General features: G+C 72.9%; 16 protein-coding genes. 12 read left to right on the top strand and 4 right to left on the bottom strand.

Annotation, left to right across the window (positions count from 1 at the left end; translation table 11 throughout):
- Positions 1-54 precede the first annotated feature (54 nt).
- From QSJ97_RS06940 to QSJ97_RS06930, 3 genes are all read right to left on the bottom strand, one after another.
- A complete protein-coding gene (locus QSJ97_RS06940; RefSeq protein WP_285670950.1) occupies positions 55-882 on the bottom strand; it encodes an MBL fold metallo-hydrolase in 828 nt (275 codons plus the stop codon).
- Positions 883-986: 104 nt separating this feature from the next.
- Positions 987-1,895 (bottom strand): S-methyl-5'-thioadenosine phosphorylase, encoded by a 909-nt coding sequence (locus QSJ97_RS06935; protein ID WP_285670949.1) that lies wholly within the window; start codon positions 1,893-1,895, stop codon positions 987-989.
- A gap of 126 nt (positions 1,896-2,021) precedes the next feature.
- Positions 2,022-2,639, bottom strand: coding sequence for a flavin reductase family protein (locus tag QSJ97_RS06930; RefSeq protein ID WP_285670948.1), 618 nt, complete (start codon positions 2,637-2,639; stop codon positions 2,022-2,024).
- Positions 2,640-2,747: 108 nt separating this feature from the next.
- Between QSJ97_RS06930 and QSJ97_RS06925 the strand changes: the two genes are divergently transcribed.
- The 10 genes from QSJ97_RS06925 to metK all read left to right on the top strand — a co-directional run bounded on the left by QSJ97_RS06925 (position 2,748) and on the right by metK (position 12,751).
- A complete protein-coding gene (locus tag QSJ97_RS06925) occupies positions 2,748-3,245 on the top strand; it encodes a GNAT family N-acetyltransferase (protein WP_285670947.1) in 498 nt (165 codons plus the stop codon).
- A gap of 205 nt (positions 3,246-3,450) precedes the next feature.
- Positions 3,451-3,864, top strand: a complete 414-nt coding sequence (locus QSJ97_RS06920; RefSeq protein WP_285670946.1) for a Ros/MucR family transcriptional regulator — start codon at positions 3,451-3,453, stop codon at positions 3,862-3,864.
- A gap of 130 nt (positions 3,865-3,994) precedes the next feature.
- Complete coding sequence (miaB, locus tag QSJ97_RS06915) at positions 3,995-5,311, top strand: tRNA (N6-isopentenyl adenosine(37)-C2)-methylthiotransferase MiaB (protein WP_285670945.1); 1,317 nt, start codon at positions 3,995-3,997, stop codon at positions 5,309-5,311.
- A gap of 195 nt (positions 5,312-5,506) precedes the next feature.
- Positions 5,507-6,499 carry a hypothetical protein gene (locus QSJ97_RS06910; protein WP_285670944.1) on the top strand — a complete coding sequence of 331 codons (993 nt, stop codon included), beginning with the start codon at positions 5,507-5,509 and terminating at the stop codon, positions 6,497-6,499.
- Between the two features lie 66 nt (positions 6,500-6,565).
- Positions 6,566-7,114: an isochorismatase family protein gene (locus tag QSJ97_RS06905; RefSeq protein ID WP_285670943.1), complete on the top strand. Its 549-nt coding sequence runs from the start codon at positions 6,566-6,568 to the stop codon at positions 7,112-7,114.
- A 204-nt stretch (positions 7,115-7,318) separates the two neighbouring features.
- Positions 7,319-8,332, top strand: coding sequence for a PhoH family protein (locus tag QSJ97_RS06900; protein WP_434220894.1), 1,014 nt, complete (start codon positions 7,319-7,321; stop codon positions 8,330-8,332).
- A complete protein-coding gene (gene ybeY / locus QSJ97_RS06895) occupies positions 8,316-8,900 on the top strand; it encodes an rRNA maturation RNase YbeY (RefSeq protein WP_285670942.1) in 585 nt (194 codons plus the stop codon). Before QSJ97_RS06900 ends, ybeY begins: the two co-directional genes overlap by 17 nt.
- A 2-nt stretch (positions 8,901-8,902) precedes the next feature.
- Positions 8,903-9,904: a hemolysin family protein gene (locus tag QSJ97_RS06890; protein WP_285670941.1), complete on the top strand. Its 1,002-nt coding sequence runs from the start codon at positions 8,903-8,905 to the stop codon at positions 9,902-9,904.
- Positions 9,905-9,920: 16 nt separating this feature from the next.
- Positions 9,921-11,510: an apolipoprotein N-acyltransferase gene (lnt, locus tag QSJ97_RS06885; protein WP_285670940.1), complete on the top strand. Its 1,590-nt coding sequence runs from the start codon at positions 9,921-9,923 to the stop codon at positions 11,508-11,510.
- A gap of 50 nt (positions 11,511-11,560) precedes the next feature.
- Positions 11,561-12,751: a methionine adenosyltransferase gene (gene metK / locus QSJ97_RS06880; protein WP_285670939.1), complete on the top strand. Its 1,191-nt coding sequence runs from the start codon at positions 11,561-11,563 to the stop codon at positions 12,749-12,751.
- A gap of 185 nt (positions 12,752-12,936) precedes the next feature.
- Here metK and QSJ97_RS06875 read toward each other — a convergent pair whose 3' ends face one another.
- Positions 12,937-13,518, bottom strand: coding sequence for an NAD(P)H-dependent oxidoreductase (locus QSJ97_RS06875; RefSeq protein ID WP_285670938.1), 582 nt, complete (start codon positions 13,516-13,518; stop codon positions 12,937-12,939).
- A gap of 128 nt (positions 13,519-13,646) precedes the next feature.
- On the opposite strand from QSJ97_RS06875, the gene trmB reads away from it, so the two are divergent.
- Together trmB and QSJ97_RS06865 are read left to right on the top strand one after the other, a co-directional pair.
- Positions 13,647-14,387 carry a tRNA (guanosine(46)-N7)-methyltransferase TrmB gene (trmB, locus tag QSJ97_RS06870; RefSeq protein ID WP_285670937.1) on the top strand — a complete coding sequence of 247 codons (741 nt, stop codon included), beginning with the start codon at positions 13,647-13,649 and terminating at the stop codon, positions 14,385-14,387.
- A 4-nt stretch (positions 14,388-14,391) separates the two neighbouring features.
- Positions 14,392-15,642: an MFS transporter gene (locus QSJ97_RS06865; protein ID WP_285670936.1), complete on the top strand. Its 1,251-nt coding sequence runs from the start codon at positions 14,392-14,394 to the stop codon at positions 15,640-15,642.
- Positions 15,643-15,955 lie beyond the last annotated feature (313 nt).

Below are 15,955 nucleotides of genomic sequence, written 5' to 3'. Positions count from 1 at the left end.
CCCAGCCGAGCGCGGCCGGGCGCCGCTGTCAATCGCCGTGCCGGTCAGGGGCGCTCAGGGCCGGCCGTAATCCGGCTGCATCACGATCACGGTGGGCCGGGCGGGCAGCCGGTCGGCCGCCACGCGCAGCACCGCGGGGGCCGAGAGATCGATGGCGAACTCCTCCGACATCGCCGAGAGGAAGCGCTCGAGCGAGGCCCGGCCGAAGAAATGCATCGGCAGCACGATCGAGGAGCGCAGCCGCTTGGCGATCGCCACCATCTCCGCCACCTCCATGGTGAAGCTGCCGTCCACCGGCACCATCAGCACGTCCATGCGGCCGAGCACGGCATAGTGGTTGTCGGTCAGCGCATGGTGCAGATGGCCGAGATGGGCGATGCAGAGGCTGCCGATCTCGAACACGAAGATCGAGTTGCCGTCGCGCCCGGTCTCGCCCCAGCTGCGGATATCGGTGGGCAGGTTGCGGATGCGCATGTCGCGCAGCTCGAGATCGTGGATCGCCGGGCCGCCCTCGGGGTTCCAGCCGCGCAGCACGTGGCGGATCTCGGGCGAGGGGTAGTCGGTGTAATGCGTCGTGTGGGCATGGTTCATGGTGACCGCGAGCGGCGGCCCGCCGGGCCCGTCGGAGCCGAAATAGTCGGTCGCCACCGAGGCCCCGGCCGGCGTCTCGATGCGGAAGGTGGAATGCCCGACATAGCGGATCGTCACCTCGGGCTCCGCCGCCGCCAGCCGGGTGACCGGCCCGAGCGCGGCATAGCGGATGCCCGGCACGCCCTCGACATAGCTCTGGCAGGGGCTGGCCAGGGCGGCCGGCGCGAGCAGCGCGGCGCCGAGCGCGAGCAGGGCCACGGCAAGACGGCGAAGGACGGCGACGCGGCGCATGGGAGCCTCCGGCTGGCTTCGGTCACCGCGAGAGACTAGCGCGAGTTGGCGCCGCCGCCAAATCCCCGCGCGGCGGGAGGGAGGCGCGGCGCGGTGCGGCCCGCTCAGGCGCCCGGCCCCCGGCCGAGCACCCGGCCGGCCACCGCGTCGAGCCTGGCCAGCAGCGCCGGGTCGCGCGCCTCCGGCGCGGTGATCAGCGCGAATTCCAGCGCCCGGTCGCAGCCGTGGCAGCAGGGCGCCCGCGCCGCCCCCATGGCCGGGATCACCGCCGCCAGCAGCGCCCGCGCCTTGGCCACGTTGGCGTGCATGGTGGCGAGGATGGCCTGGATGTCGACCTCGCCATGATCGGGGTGCCAGCTGTCATAGTCGGTGACCATGGCGACGGTGGCGTAGCAGAGCTCGGCCTCGCGGGCGAGCTTGGCCTCGGGCATGTTGGTCATGCCGATCACGTCGCAGCCCCAGCTCTCGCGATACATCCGGCTCTCGGCGAGGGTGGAGAACTGCGGCCCCTCCATGGCGAGATAGGTCCCGCCCGGATGCACCCGCAGCTCGAGCGGCGCGGCGGCCGCCCCGAGCGCCGCGCGCAGCCGCCCGCAGACCGGCTCGGCAAGGCTGACATGCGCCACCAGCCCGGGGCCGAAGAAGCTCTTGGCCCGCGCCACGGTGCGGTCGATGAACTGGTCGGCCAGCACGAAATCGCCGGGCGCCATCTCCTCGCGGAACGAGCCGCAGGCGGAGACCGAGAGGATGTCGGTAACCCCGAGGCGCTTCAGCGCGTCGATGTTGGCGCGGTAGGGAATGTCGGAGGGCGGCAGCCGGTGGCCGCGGCCGTGGCGCGGCAGGAAGGCGACCGGCACGCCGCCGAGCCGCCCGGTCAGGATCTCGTCCGAGGGCGCGCCCCAGGGGGTCTCCACCGCCTGCCAGCGGGCCTCCTCGAGCCCCTCCAGCGCATAGAGCCCGCTGCCGCCGATCACCCCGATCATCGCAGGCGCGGTGCCATCCGTCTCCGCCATCGCTCGCTCCCTCGCATCGCTGCACGCCGCCCGGTCCGCCGCCCGGTCCGCCGGCCGGGCCCCCGGCGCGCGCGGGCCCGCCGGCTCCGGGTGGGCGGGCGGGGGAGGCGGCGGGCCCGCGCCGGTTCAGCCCGGGCGCAGCATCTCCCAGCCCGCCTCCACGGTGGTGTAGTCCATGTAGCCCATCCGGGCCACGGGGCGGAACCTCAGCACATCGACCCGGCCCTCCACCAGCACCTCGTCGCGGATATGCACGCCCACCACCTCGCCGATCACCATGATGTTGGCGGCATGGGGCTTCCAGGTCGGCAGGTCGTCGATCACCCGCACCAGGCGGCATTCGAGCACCGCCGGCGCCTCGGCCACCCGCGGCGGCGCGATCGCCTCGCAGGGCACCGCGGTCAGCCCGGCCACCTCGAACTCGTCGGTCTCGGCGGGGTGCACGCCGGAGCTCGCGTTCATCGCCTCGGCCAGCGCCGCGCCGACGATGTTGCAGGCGAACTCCCCGGTGGCGCGGATATTGGCGATGCTGTCCTTCACCGGCTCGGCCCGGCTCTTGCGCCCGGTCTGCGCGAACATCACCATCGGCGGGTTGTCGCCGCAGCCATTGAAGAAGCTGTAGGGCGCGAGATTGGCCCGCCCCTCGGCGTCGCGCGTGGAGATCCAGCCGATCGGCCGCGGCGCCACCAGCGCCTTGAAGGGATCATGCGGCAGGCCGTGGCCGGCTTCGGGACGGTAGAACATCGCGCGCCTCCTGTGTTAACGCCGCCCGACATCTATCGCGGCCCGCGCCGCTTGCAAACCACGCCCCGCCCCGAACCGACGCCCCTCGCCATCCTCCGGTTGCTGCCCATGCTGCGTTTCCTGCCCGAGACCGAAACCGACCTGCCCGAGGTCGAGGGGCTGCTCGATCTCGCCTTCGCGCCGGGGCGGGAGCTGCTTTCCTCCTACCAGCTGCGCCAGGGCGTGCCGCCGGTGGCCGGGCTCTCGATGATCGCCCGCGACGACTACGACGCGCTGGTCGGCGCGATCCGCTTCTGGCCGGTGCGGGTGGGCGCGGCCGGCGATCCGGCGCTGCTGCTCGGCCCGGTCGCGGTGCACCCGATTCGCCAGGGCGAGGGCATCGGCGCGGCGCTGATCGGCGAGACGCTGGAACGCGCCGCCGAGTCCGGCTGGCCGGCGGTGATCCTGGTCGGCGACGAGCCCTATTACCGCCGCTTCGGCTTCACCCGGGCGGCCGCCGAGGCGCTCGATTTCCCGCGGCCGGTCAACCCGGCGCGGGTCCTGGCGCGCGCGCTGCGACCCGACGGCCTGGCGCATCTCGCCGGCGCCGTGCGCCCCTGGTCCTGACCCGTCTCCGAACAAATCCGGCTTCCCGGCAAAAAATCCCCAAGTTTTTTACCCCGGGGCATTTGAAATTACTGTGTCGAGAGCTTATAGGTAGCGTGATCGAGGCAACACACGCGAAACACCTGGGAGCTTTTAGATGGACGGACTGCCGCACGGCGGGAATGCCCCGAAAAGCTCCGGACAGCCGCAATCCGGAGACCTAGACATGACCGAACAGAACAACGAGCACGGCACCCTTCTGTCGCTGACATCTCAGATTGTCGCGGCGCATGTCTCCAACAACGCCGTCGCGAACACCGATCTGCCGCAGCTGATCGAGACCGTGTTCCACACCCTCTCGGGGCTGGACGGCACCCCGGCGGAGCCGGAGCCCGAGCAGAAACCCGCCGTGCCGATCAAGAAATCGATCAATGACGACTTCCTGATCTGCCTCGAGGACGGCAAGAAGCTCAAGATGCTCAAGCGTCACCTCTCCACCGCCTATGGCATGACGCCGGAGGAATACCGCGCGAAATGGGGCCTGCCGCACGACTATCCGATGGTCGCGCCCAACTACTCCAAGACGCGCAAGGACCTCGCCAAGAAGATCGGCCTCGGGCGCAAGCCGAAATCGGCCTGAGCCGCGGCGGCCGCGCCCGCCTTGCCGGCGGCGGCACGGGCGCGGTATCACGAGCACGAACAGCAAGAGCAGCTGCGAGAGGCGGGCCCCGGTGGCCCGCCGCTCGGCGTTTCGGGAGGCCCCCCGCGCGATGACACGTAAACTCTATGTAAAGACCTATGGCTGTCAGATGAACGTCTATGACAGCGAGCGCATGGAGTCGGCGTTGGCGGCCGAGGGCTATGCCACCACCGAGACCCCCGAGGACGCCGATCTCATCCTGCTCAACACCTGTCACATCCGCGAGAAGGCGGCGGAGAAGGTCTATTCCGAGCTCGGCCGGCTGAAGGCGCTGAAGGCCCGCGCCGGCGTGCAGATCGCGGTGGCCGGCTGCGTCGCCCAGGCCGAGGGGGCGGAGATGCTGGCGCGCGCGCCGGCGGTGGACGTGGTGGTCGGCCCGCAGGCCTATCACCGGCTGCCGAAGCTGGCGGAGGCGGCGCGCCGCACCGGCCGCGCCCAGCTCGACACCGAGTTCCCCGAGGAGGACAAGTTCGACCACCTGCCGGCGGCGCCGAAGACCCGGCGCGCGCCGGCGGCCTTCCTCACCGTGCAGGAGGGCTGCGACAAGTTCTGCGCCTTCTGCGTGGTGCCCTATACCCGCGGCGCCGAGGTCTCCCGCCCGGTCGAGCGGCTGCTGCGCGAGGCGCGCGATCTGGTCGCCCGCGGGGTGGTGGAGATCACGCTGCTCGGGCAGAACGTCAACGCCTTCCACGGCGCCGGGCCGGACGGCACGGAATGGGGCCTTGGGCGGCTGATTCGCGCCTTCGCCGGGATCGAGGGGCTGGCACGGATCCGCTACACCACTTCGCATCCCAACGACATGGACGACGACCTGATCGCCGCGCATCGCGAGATCGGCCAGCTCATGCCCTATCTGCATCTGCCGGTGCAGGCGGGCTCGGACCGGGTGCTGAAGGCGATGAACCGCAAGCACAGCGCGGCCGGCTATCTGCGGCTGATCGAGCGCATCCGCGCGGCCCGGCCCGACATCGCGCTCTCCGGCGATTTCATCGTCGGCTTCCCGGGCGAGACCGAGGCGGATTTCCGGGAGACGCTCGCGCTGGTGCGCGAGACCGGCTATGCGCAGGCCTATTCCTTCAAGTATTCGCCGCGCCCCGGCACCCCGGCGGCCGGCGCCGAGCAGGTGCCGGAGGACGAGAAGGCCGACCGGCTGGCCCGGCTGCAGGCGCTGCTCTCCGAGCAGCAGGCGGCCTTCAACGCGGCGCAGCTCGGCCGCCGCCTGCCGGTGCTGGTGGAGAAGCCCGGCCGCCATGCCGGGCAGATGGTCGGCCGCTCGCCCTATCTGCAGGCGGTGCATCTCGAGGCGGCGGCGGAGGAGACCGGGCAGATCCTCGAGGTCGAGATCACCGGCGCCGGGCCCAACTCGCTGGCCGGCCGCCGCGCCTGAGGCCGGCCGCCGCCGCCGTCCCGCACCGATGCGAAACCCGGCCTGCCCCCGCCATTGCGGGGCGCAGCCGGTCGGCATGACCGCCCGCCATCATGGAGCCCCGATGCATCCGCCCGCCGCCCGCCCGCCTGACGCCCCGACCTGACGCCCGGCCGCGCGGCCAGGGCGCGCCCCTGCCCGCCCCGGACCGCCGCCATGCATCCCCCCGACCTCCGCGAACTGCTCGCCCTCCTGCCCGACGACGAAGGCTTCGTCTATTTCGAGGACCGCGAATCGCCCTGGCTCCTCGCCCGCCGGCTCGACGCGCCGGCACGGCTCGCCAGCCTGCGCCGCTCGGAACATGCCGCCCTGCTCGACCGTCCGCTGGTCTCCCGCCTCGTGGCCGGCTGCGGCGATGGCTGTCTGCGGCCCGGTGATCTTGCGCCGCTGGCCGAGCCCGAGGCGGCACTGGCCGCCGATGCCCCCGCCCCGGCGACCGCGGCCGCGGCCCATGCCGCGCGCCTCGCCGCCGCGGCCGAATGGCGCGCCTGCTCGATCAGCTTCACGCAATGGGGGCCGGATCTCGGCGACCACTCCTGGCATGCGCTGCAGCTCTCCCGCCCCGGCGGCAACCTCGTGCTGCAGCTCAACTTTCCGCAGACGCACCAGGCCGATTTCGCGCGCCGGGTGACACCGGGCCTGCGCAAGCTGCTCGAGGTCGGGCACCACCCGGTGCGGCGCAGCGGGCCGATCACCATGGCCTGGGCACGGCTCGATCTCGACCCCTGGGGCGACGAGGTGCTGATCGAGGAGCTGCAATCCGACTGGTTCCGCATGGTGGCGGCGCGGATCGCCCGTCTCGCGCTGGTGGCGCCGGCCGGGCGCGAGCTTGCCGCGCTGCGCGCCTATGAGCGGACGGTGCTGCGGCCCTATGCCCGCGACTGGGACCGGGCGCTGATGCTGGCGGTGCTGATCTTCGCGCGGCGCGAGCTCGGGGCGCGGCGGGTCTGGCTGCACCGCCCGGAGACCGGGCGCCTGCTCAAGCGCATCCGCGGGGTGCTGCCGCCGGCCTCGCTCTACACGCGGCTGCCGAAGCGCTTCCGCTTCCGGCCGGTGCGCGCGGTGCCGCGGCTCCTCGCGCGGCGCGAGGGCGCGCTGAAGCGGCTGCGGGCGGGCGGGCGGCCGGTGTTCTGGCGGCTGGATCTCTGACACGGGACGGGGCTTGGAACCGCGCCGCGCTGCTGGTATACCAGAGTCCAAAAGGAGCCGCGCGCCATGCTGATCGAAGCCGACACCTCCTGCCTGATCGTCATCGACATCCAGCAGCGCCTCGCGGCGGCCATGCAGGCGCCGGCGGAGACGGTGAAGAACGCCCGCATCCTGCTGACCGCGGCGGCCGAGCTCGGCGTGCCGGCGCTGGTGACGGAGCAGTATCCCAGGGGCCTCGGGCGCACGGTGCCGGAGCTCGGCCCGGCGGTGGCGGCGGCCAAGGCGCAGGTGATCGAGAAGCTGCATTTCTCCAGCATGAACGAGCCGGCCTTCGCCGCCGCCTTCGCCGCCACCGGGCGCCGCCAGGCGGTGATCGCCGGCATGGAGGCGCATATCTGCGTGATGCAGACCGCGGCGCAGCTGATGCAGGCGGGCCACGAGGTCTTCGTGGTGACCGACGCCACCGCCTCGCGCACCCTGGCCAGCGAGCAGGCCTGCCTCGACCGGCTGCAGGCCGCCGGCGCCGGCATCGTGACCACCGAGATGGTGGTCTTCGAATGGCTCGGCCAGGCCGGCACCCCGGCCTTCAAGGCGCTGCTGCCGCTGATCAAGTAGCGCCGGGGCCCGTCCTGCCCCCGTCATGCCCGTGCCGCGCCCCCGTCATGCCCGCCCGCGCTCGCCGCGGATGCGAAAAGCGCTTGCGCTCCGGCGCCGGCTGCCGCAGATTCGGGGGGTGACTGCCAGTATCCGGAGACGCCGGTTGCGCCTGAGCCAACCCCTCTGCCCCGCCCCGTTTCGCCGCCGCACGGGGGACCGTTCTTGGTGCGCGTGATCGAGACGCCGCCCGGCACCGCCGCGGGCGAAGCGGTGGAAACCGTCGTGGAATTTGCCGACAACCGGCTGCTGATCGATCTCTGCGGGCAGTTCGACCGCAACCTCGCGGCCATCGAGGAAGGCTTCGACATCGTCATCCTGCGGCGCGGCAACCAGCTGGCGCTGCACGGGCCGGACGACAGCCGCGCGCAGGCGGCGGAGGCGCTCGGGGCGCTCTATCGCCGGCTCGAGCAGGGCCGCGCGGTGGAGCCGGGCGATGTCTCGGCGGCGATCCGCATGGGCGAGGTACCGGAGCCCGAAGAGCGCCCGGAGACGGCGCGCCAGCTCGACATGTTCCCCGACGGCCGGCTCGAGATCCGCACCCGCAAGAAGGTGATCGAGCCGCGCACCCCGGCGCAGCGCGCCTATGTCGCGGCGCTGTTCAGCCGCGAGCTGGTGTTCGGCATCGGCCCGGCCGGCACCGGCAAGACCTATCTCGCGGTGGCGGCCGCGGTCTCGATGTACAACGAGGGGCAGGTCGAGCGGATCGTCCTCTCGCGCCCGGCGGTGGAGGCGGGCGAGCGGCTCGGCTTCCTGCCCGGCACCGAGAAGGAGAAGATGGACCCCTACATGCGCCCGCTCTACGACGCGCTGCAGGACATGCTGCCGGGCAAGCAGATCGCCAAGCTGATGGAGGAGGGCAAGATCGAGATCGCGCCGCTCGCCTTCATGCGCGGGCGCACGCTGGCCAATGCCTTCGTGGTGCTCGACGAGGCGCAGAACACCACCGAGATGCAGATGAAGATGTTCCTGACCCGGATGGGCGAGGGCAGCCACATGGCGGTGACCGGCGATCCGAGCCAGATCGACCTGCCGCGCGGGGTGACCTCGGGCCTCGTTCAGGCGCTCTCGATCCTCGAGGGGGTGAAGGGGATCGGCATGGTGCGCTTCACCTCGAGCGACGTGGTGCGCCACCCGCTGGTCGCGCGCATCATCGAAGCCTATGACCGCGCCGGCTGAAACCGGGCCCCCGGAACCGAGGCCGGAACTGGGGCCGGATCCGGCGGCCGGGGACGCGGACGAGCCGCTGGTCGAGCTCCTGGTCGAGGAGCCAGCCTGGGAGGCGGCGCTGCCGGAGCTGGCCGGGATCGCGGCGCAGGCCGCCGAGCTGGCGCTGCGCGAGACCGGGCAGGACCCCGGCCGCTGGCAGATCGCGCTGCTGGCCTGCTCGGACGCGCGAATCGCCGCGCTGAACGCCGCGTTCCGCGGCAAGGACCGGCCGACGGATGTGCTCTCATGGCCCGCATTCGACGCCTTACCTGAGGCGCCGGGGCCACGAACGCCCCTCGGTGACGTCGCGATTGCCCTCGAGACCATCCGGGAGATTGCCGAGGAGCACGCAATTCCCTTGAAAGAACGGGTCTTGCACCTGATCTTACATGGGTGCCTGCATCTTCTGGGTTATGATCACCAGACGGCGCAGGACGCTGAGCGGATGGAGGGGCTCGAGCGCAACGCGATGGCGCGTGCGGGGCTCCCCGATCCATACGGAGAGAGGGGGGCGGCGCGGCCGCTCCCGGAAGAGTAGGCATGGACGCCAGTCACAGTCCCACGCCCCCCGAGGGGGGGCAGGAGCCCGGGCAGGACGCCGGGTCCGATGGCGAGGACGGTTCGTCGGGCAAGACCCCGCAACCGCGTCGCCGGACATCGCTGATCAAGACGCTGCTGAAGCGTGCCACGGGCCTCGGCCGCCCGCCCGATCAGGGCGAGAACGGCTGGGAGTCGGACGACGCGCTCGGACCGGCCTTCGAGGCCTCGAGCCCGGCCGAGCTTGCCATGGTGATGAACATCATCCGCCTGCGCGAGCTGCGCGTCGAGGACGTGATGACGCCGCGGGCCGACATCGTCGCCGTGCCGGTGGATGCCACGCTCGACGATGTGATGGCGGCGCTCTCGCGCGGCTCGCTGTCGCGCGTGCCGGTCTACCAGGAGACGCTGGACGACCCGCTCGGCTTCGTCCACCTCAAGGATCTGGCGCTGACCTACGGCGTCGGCTGCACCAACCAGAACGGCGAGTTCGACCTGCGCGAGCATCTGCGCCAGGCGCTCTTCGTGCCGCCCTCGATGCGGATCGCCGCGCTGATGCAGCGGATGCAGGCCAGCCGGGTGCACATGGCGCTGGTGATCGACGAGTTCGGCGGGGTCGACGGGCTGGTGACCATCGAGGATCTGGTCGAGCAGATCGTCGGCGACATCGAGGACGAGCACGACACCGAGGAGCACGCGCTCTGGCGCAGCGAGGCGCCGGGGGTCTACCAGGTGAACGCCCGCGCCGACATCCAGGAGTTCTGCCAGGCCGAGGGGGTCGAGCTGCTGCCCGAGGACTGGGAGGAGGAGGTCGACACGCTGGGCGGGCTGGTCTTCATGCTCACCGGCCGGGTGCCGACCCGCGGCGAGGTGATCGCGCATCCGATGGGCCACGAGTTCGAGGTGATCGACGCCGACCCCCGCCGCATCCGCCGGATGCGGCTGACGCTCCGCGATGCGCTGCCCCAGGCCACCCGCCCGCCGGCGCGGCAGGCCGCGGAATAGGGCCGAGCCCCCGCGCATGACCGGCGCTGCCGCCGACCATATCGCGCCGCCCCCCGGCGGCGGGGCCGGGGCCGGTCCGGCCGCCTGGATGGCGCGCCGCGGCCGGGTGCTGCGCGCGCTGATGGCGATTGCCGCCGGCGCCGCGATCACCCTCGGCCAGCCGCCGATCTCGCTGCCGCTGGCGCTGTTCGTCGCGCTGCCGGCGCTGGTCTGGCTGACCGATGCGGCGCCGACGCCGCGCGCCGCCTTCCTCACCGGCTGGTGCGCCGGCTTCGGCATGCTGCTCACCGGCCTGCACTGGATCGGCCATTCCTTCCTGGTGGATGCCGAGCGCTTCCTCTGGATGCTGCCCTTCGCGATCACCCTGCTGCCGGCGGCGCTCGGCCTGTTCTGGGGCGCCGCGTTCTGGCTGGCCCGGCGGCTCTGGCCGGCGGGGCACTGGAGCCGGGCGCTGCTGCTCGCCGCCGCCATCGCCGCCGCCGAGACCGCCCGGGCGACGCTGTTCACCGGGCTGCCCTGGGGCCTGCCGGGCTATGCCTGGGTCGAGACCCCGGTGATGCAGGCCGCCGCCTGGGCCGGGCCCTTCGGCATGACCCTTCTGACGCTGGTGCTGGCCGCCCTGCCGGGGGTGGCCGGGCCGCGGCGGATCGCCGGCTGGGCGGCGCTGGTCGCCCTCGGCGCGCTCTGGGCCGGTGGCATGACCCGCCTCGCGGCGCCGGTGCCGCCGGCCGGCCCGCCCGGGCCGGTGCTGCGCATCGTGCAGCCCAACGCGGTGCAGCACCTCAAGTGGAAGGCCGGCCACCGCGAGATCTTCGCCGCCCGCCTGCGCGCCCATTCCGGGGCCGCGCCGGGGCCGCTCGGCCCGCCCGCCGCGGTGATCTGGCCGGAGACCGCGATCACCTTCCTGCCGCAGGACGCGCCGGCCGCGGTGGCCGGGATCGCCGCCTCCGCCGGCGGCGCGCCGCTGATCACCGGCGCGATGTTCTACGACTGGACCGAGAGCGGCGAGCGGCGCTGGTCGAACTCGCTGATGATGGTGACGCCGCAGGGCGCGATCGCCGCGCGCTACGACAAGCACCACCTGGTGCCCTGGGGCGAATACGTGCCGTTCCGCTGGCTGCTCGAGCGCCTCGGCCTCGACGCCATCGCCGGCATGGGCGGCGCCGGCTTCGTGCCGGGCCCGGGGCCACGGGTGCTCGACCTGCCGGGCCTGCCGGCCTTCGCCCCGGCGATCTGCTACGAGATGATCTTCGCCGACGGGATCGTCCCCGAGGGCCCGCGCCCGGGCTGGATCCTGCACCTGACCAACGACGCCTGGTTCGGCAGCTTCGCCGGCCCGCAGCAGCATCTGGCGCAGGCCCGGATCCGCGCCATCGAGCAGGGCCTGCCGGTGGTGCGCGCCGCCAATACCGGCATCTCCGCGGTGATCGACCCGCATGGCCGGGTGCTGGCATCGCTGCCCCTCGGCACCGACGGGTATCTCGATGCCCGCCTGCCGCAGCCGGCGCCGCCGACGCTCTATGCCCGCACCGGCGATGCGCCGGCGCTCCTGCTGCTGTCGCTGATCTGGTGCGGCTTCGCCGGCTGGCGCTTGACCAGGCGCTAGAGCGCGTGCCACAGACCTCCGCGCATCCGTCTGGAAAAGGGAGCGGACCCATGAGCCTCGAGAATTACCTCTTCACCTCCGAGTCGGTTTCCGAGGGCCATCCCGACAAGGTCTGCGACCAGATCTCCGACGCGGTGGTCGACTACATCCTCGCCCGCGAGCCCGAGGCGCGCACCGCCATCGAGACCGCTGCCACCACCAACAAGGTGGTGCTGATGGGCGAGGTGAAGATCTCCGAGGACAGCGCGGTGACGCCCGAGGAGATCTGCGCCGTGGCGCGCGACACGATCCGCAAGATCGGCTATGCGCAGAAGGGCTTCCACTTCCGCACCTGCTCGATCGACAGCTACATCCACGAGCAGTCCGCCGACATCGCCCAGGGCGTCGATGCCGCCGAGAACAAGGACGAGGGCGCCGGCGACCAGGGCATCATGTTCGGCTATGCCACCGACGAGACCCCGGAGCTGATGCCGGCGCCGATCCTCTATGCCCACCGCATCCTGCGGCTGATGGCCGAGGCCAGGCATTCCGGCGCCGCGCCGCTGCTGCAGCCCGATGCCAAGAGCCAGGTCACCATGGAGTACCGCGGCGGCGTGCCGGTGCGCGCCGACACCATCGTGGTCTCGACCCAGCACACCGCGCGCGATGCCGCCGGGGCCGAGCTGACCTCCGACGCTGTGCGCGAGATCGTCACCCCCTTCGTGCAGGCGGCGCTGCCCGAGGGCTTCATCGACGCGCGCACCGTCTGGCACGTGAACCCGACCGGGCGCTTCGTGATCGGCGGGCCGGACGGCGACGCCGGGCTCACCGGGCGCAAGATCATCGTCGATACCTATGGCGGCGCCGCGCCGCATGGCGGCGGCGCGTTCAGCGGCAAGGACCCGACCAAGGTCGACCGCTCGGCCGCCTATGCCGCGCGCTACCTGGCCAAGAACGTGGTGGCGGCGGGGCTCGCCAAGCGCTGCCTGATCCAGCTCTCCTATGCCATCGGCGTTGCCGAGCCGCTCGCGGTCTATGTCGACACCAACGGCACCGCCGAGGTCGATCCGGCGAAGATCGAGAAGGCGATCCGCGAGAGCATGAGCCTGACGCCGCGCGGCATCCGCACGCATCTCGGGCTGAACCGGCCGATCTACCAGCGCACCGCCGCCTATGGCCATTTCGGCCGCGCGCCGGAGGCCGATGGCGGCTTCGCCTGGGAGCGCACCGATCTCGCCGAGGCGCTGAAGGCGGCGGTCTGAGCCAGCCGGACCGGCACGGGTGAAGGGGCGTTCCGGCGCCCCTTTTCCGTGCCCGGACCGAACCCCTGCCGGAATGTTCGCAGCGAACCTTCCCCGCGGCGCTTCCGCACGGCGCTGCCGGGGGAACCTCCGGGCGGAACAGGGGTTCGCCCGGCGCGGAAACGTCCCGCGGCAGTCCCGGCGCCCTAGCGCGCCGCCCGGCCCAGCGCCTCGACGCGCGCCAGCCAGCGCGCCCGTGCGGCATCGGACATCGCCTCGACCCCGCCGATCGTCGTCTGGCGCACCGGGGCGATGCCGGCCATGCCGAGGATCATCCGCTTCAGCACCCCGACGCCGGCGTTGAGGAACCAGATCCGGTAGGCCAGCGCCGGCATCCCCATGGTCACCACCACCCGCGCCGAGCGGCCCTTCAGCCGGCCCTCCGGCCAGCCGCGCTCACTGATGCCGAGGGCGAAGCCGGCCCGCGCGAGCTGCTCGAAGAAGGCCTTCAGCCGCGCCGGCATGCCGCCGAGCCAGAGCGGGAAGATCTCCACCAGATGCGTCGCATCCGCCAGCGCGGCGCGGGCCTCGGCCATCGGCCCGGCCGGCGCGGTCTCGAACTCCGCCGCCGAGCCCAGCGGTTCGGGCTGCAGCGCGGCGAGGTCCAGCCGCGCGACCCGGTGGCCCGCCGCTTCGGCACCCCGCGCATAGGCCGCGGCGAGGGCGTGGCAGAAATGCTCCGATTGCCCGTCCGGGTGGCCGAGCAGAAGGCAGATGCGCTGGGTCATGGGCATGCTCCGATCAGATCGTCCGCGAGCCTAGCCGGCGCCGCCGGCGGCCGCGCTGACCTCGGTCAAACCCGGCCCGGCTGCCCCGGGGGGTTTCGCGCCGGCGCCGCCCGCGCTAGAGGGCGGCCATGAGCGACACCGACGACACCCCCGACGCCCCTCCGGCCCCCGGCGCGCGCCCCTGGCGCAACTTCCACGGCCGGCGCCACGGCAAGAAGCTGCGCAAGGGCCAGCAGGCGCTGCTGGAGACCCGGCTCGAGGATCTCGCGCCGCCCGGCGTCTCGTGGGAGGAGAACCCGGCACGCGACCCGATGGACCTGGCGGCGCTGTTTCCCGGCAAGCGCGCGGTCTGGCTGGAGATCGGCTTCGGCGGCGGCGAGCACATGATCCACCAGGCGAGCGGCAACCCGGATGTCGGAATCATCGGCTGCGAGCCCTTCATCAACGGCGTGGCGATGCTGCTCTCGGCGGTGGAGGCGGCCGGGGTCTCGAACCTCGCGATCCATCCCGGCGATGCGCGCGACCTGCTCGACGTGCTGCCGGCGGGCTCGGTGCAGCGCGCCTTCCTGCTCTATCCCGACCCCTGGCCGAAGAAGCGGCACTGGAAGCGGCGCTTCGTCAGCCAGGACAATCTCGACCAGCTCGCCCGCGCGATGGCGCCCGGCGCGGTGCTGCGGGTGGCGACCGATATCGAGGACTATGTCCGGCACAGCCTCGAGCAGGTGCGCCGGCATCCCGAATTCGAGTGGACCGCCGGGCGCCCCGCCGACTGGCGCGAGCCCTGGGAGGACTGGCCCGGCACCCGCTACGAGGGCAAGGCGCTGCGCGAGGGGCGGCGGCCGCACTACCTGACCTTCCGCCGGCGCTGAGCCCGTGCAGGCCCCCGGCACCGCCCGCAACATTGAGCTCTATCCCTGGTTCCGGGCGGCGCAGAACCTGCTGTTCTGGCAGGCGGTGTGGTTCCTCTATTTCCAGGGCCGGCTGTCGCCCGCCGAGGCGATCCTGCTCGCCGCGGTCTACGATGTCGCGACCACGGCGCTCGAGGTGCCCTCGGGCTGGATGTCGGACCGGATCGGCCGCCGGCGCACGCTGATCGCCTCCGCCGCGGCGAGCCTCGCCGGGGCGCTGCTGCTCGCGGCCGGCACCGGCTTCTGGGCGCTGGCGGCCGGGCAGGTGCTGATCGGCGCCGGCATGGCCTTCGCCTCGGGCACCGACAGCGCGCTGCTCTACGAATCGCTGGCGGCGGAGGGCCGGGGCGAGGAGATCGAGCGCCACGAGCTGCGCGCCTGGCGGGCCTCCTTCGCGGCGCTGGCGGTCTCGGCGCTGACCGGCGGCGCGATGGCGGCGGGGCACGCGGTGCTGCCGTTCCTCGCCGGGGCGCTGGCCTTCGCGGCGTCGCTGGCGATCGCGCTGCGCTTCGCCGAGCCGCCGCACGAGCGCCTGCCCTCCGCCACGCCGCAGGGGGCCGAGCTGCTGCACCGCGCCGGGCTGCGCGCCGCCTTCGGGCAGCCGGTGCTGCGCTGGCTGATGGCGCTGAGCGTGCTGATGTACGTGATGAGCCATGTGCCCTTCGTCTTCGGCCAGCCCTTCATCCTCGACGCGCTGGCCGGGCTCGGGCTGGCGAGCGCGGCGCCGCTGGTCAGCGGTGCGGTCACGGCGGCGATGATGGCGGTCTCGCTGGCGGCCTCGCTGGCGGCGCCGGGGCTCAGGCGGCGCTTCGGGCTGGCGGCGATCCTGCTGGCGGCCTTCGCGCTCCAGATCGCGCTCTCGGGGCTCATGGCGCTGACCGATTCGGCGCTGGCCATCGGGCTGCTGCTGCTGCGCATGGTGCCGGACGCGCTGTCCCGCCCCTTCGTGCTGGCGCGCATCCAGCCGCTGCTCGGCGATGCCGGCCGGGCGAGCTATCTCTCGATCCAGAGCTTCTTCGGGCGGCTGCTGTTCGCGGCGACGCTGCTGCTCGCCGCCGAGGCCGCGCCGGGCGGCGCCGCGATGAGCCACAGCGAGATCGCCGCGCTGCTCTCGGCCTATGCGCTGGCCGGGCTGGCCTGCCTCGGCGGCCTGGCGCTCGCGGCACGGGGGCTCGCGCTGGAGCCTGGCGCGGGGGCCGGGCGCGGCACCGTCTGACCAGGGTTCGGGCACGGGCCGGGCCCCCGGCATCCTGCCCGATTCCGGGCCAAGCTGGGCGAGACCTCCCAACATTGGGCGAAACCAAGGCAGAGCCGGCCTCACGCAGGCCGCGATCGGCTGGCAGACATCTTGCGTGGGGCCGCAGGGGTCCCGCAAGACGGCCGAGCTGCCGGCCGTCGCATGCGGCGGGATCTCTGCGGTGAGCGAGGGCGCTTGCATATGTGTGCGGGGGTAGCCTTGCGTGCATGGGTGGCGCATGTGCCAGCGTCGTGCCGGCCCGGTATCTTGCCGGGCCGGCGAGCTCACCGGA

Origin of the sequence: Paralimibaculum aggregatum (assembly GCF_030270585.1) — a bacterium.
Lineage (GTDB): Bacteria > Pseudomonadota > Alphaproteobacteria > Rhodobacterales > Rhodobacteraceae > Thermohalobaculum > Thermohalobaculum aggregatum.
Note: the sequence above shows the minus strand (reverse complement) of the source record. Positions and strands in the feature narration are given on the sequence as shown.

What these genes read in the sequence shown, in the direction of transcription:
- metK (WP_285670939.1), top strand. Translation starts at nt 11,561, where the DNA reads ATGAGCCTCGAGAATTACCTCTTCACCTCCGAGTCGGTTTCCGAGGGC.
- QSJ97_RS06905 (WP_285670943.1), top strand. Translation starts at nt 6,566, where the DNA reads ATGCTGATCGAAGCCGACACCTCCTGCCTGATCGTCATCGACATCCAG.
- QSJ97_RS06930 (WP_285670948.1), bottom strand. Translation starts at nt 2,639, where the DNA reads ATGTTCTACCGTCCCGAAGCCGGCCACGGCCTGCCGCATGATCCCTTC.
- QSJ97_RS06925 (WP_285670947.1), top strand. Translation starts at nt 2,748, where the DNA reads ATGCTGCGTTTCCTGCCCGAGACCGAAACCGACCTGCCCGAGGTCGAG.
- QSJ97_RS06910 (WP_285670944.1), top strand. Translation starts at nt 5,507, where the DNA reads ATGCATCCCCCCGACCTCCGCGAACTGCTCGCCCTCCTGCCCGACGAC.
- trmB (WP_285670937.1), top strand. Translation starts at nt 13,647, where the DNA reads ATGAGCGACACCGACGACACCCCCGACGCCCCTCCGGCCCCCGGCGCG.
- QSJ97_RS06920 (WP_285670946.1), top strand. Translation starts at nt 3,451, where the DNA reads ATGACCGAACAGAACAACGAGCACGGCACCCTTCTGTCGCTGACATCT.
- QSJ97_RS06940 (WP_285670950.1), bottom strand. Translation starts at nt 882, where the DNA reads ATGCGCCGCGTCGCCGTCCTTCGCCGTCTTGCCGTGGCCCTGCTCGCG.
- QSJ97_RS06875 (WP_285670938.1), bottom strand. Translation starts at nt 13,518, where the DNA reads ATGACCCAGCGCATCTGCCTTCTGCTCGGCCACCCGGACGGGCAATCG.
- lnt (WP_285670940.1), top strand. Translation starts at nt 9,921, where the DNA reads ATGACCGGCGCTGCCGCCGACCATATCGCGCCGCCCCCCGGCGGCGGG.
- QSJ97_RS06935 (WP_285670949.1), bottom strand. Translation starts at nt 1,895, where the DNA reads ATGGCGGAGACGGATGGCACCGCGCCTGCGATGATCGGGGTGATCGGC.
- ybeY (WP_285670942.1), top strand. Translation starts at nt 8,316, where the DNA reads ATGACCGCGCCGGCTGAAACCGGGCCCCCGGAACCGAGGCCGGAACTG.
- QSJ97_RS06890 (WP_285670941.1), top strand. Translation starts at nt 8,903, where the DNA reads ATGGACGCCAGTCACAGTCCCACGCCCCCCGAGGGGGGGCAGGAGCCC.
- miaB (WP_285670945.1), top strand. Translation starts at nt 3,995, where the DNA reads ATGACACGTAAACTCTATGTAAAGACCTATGGCTGTCAGATGAACGTC.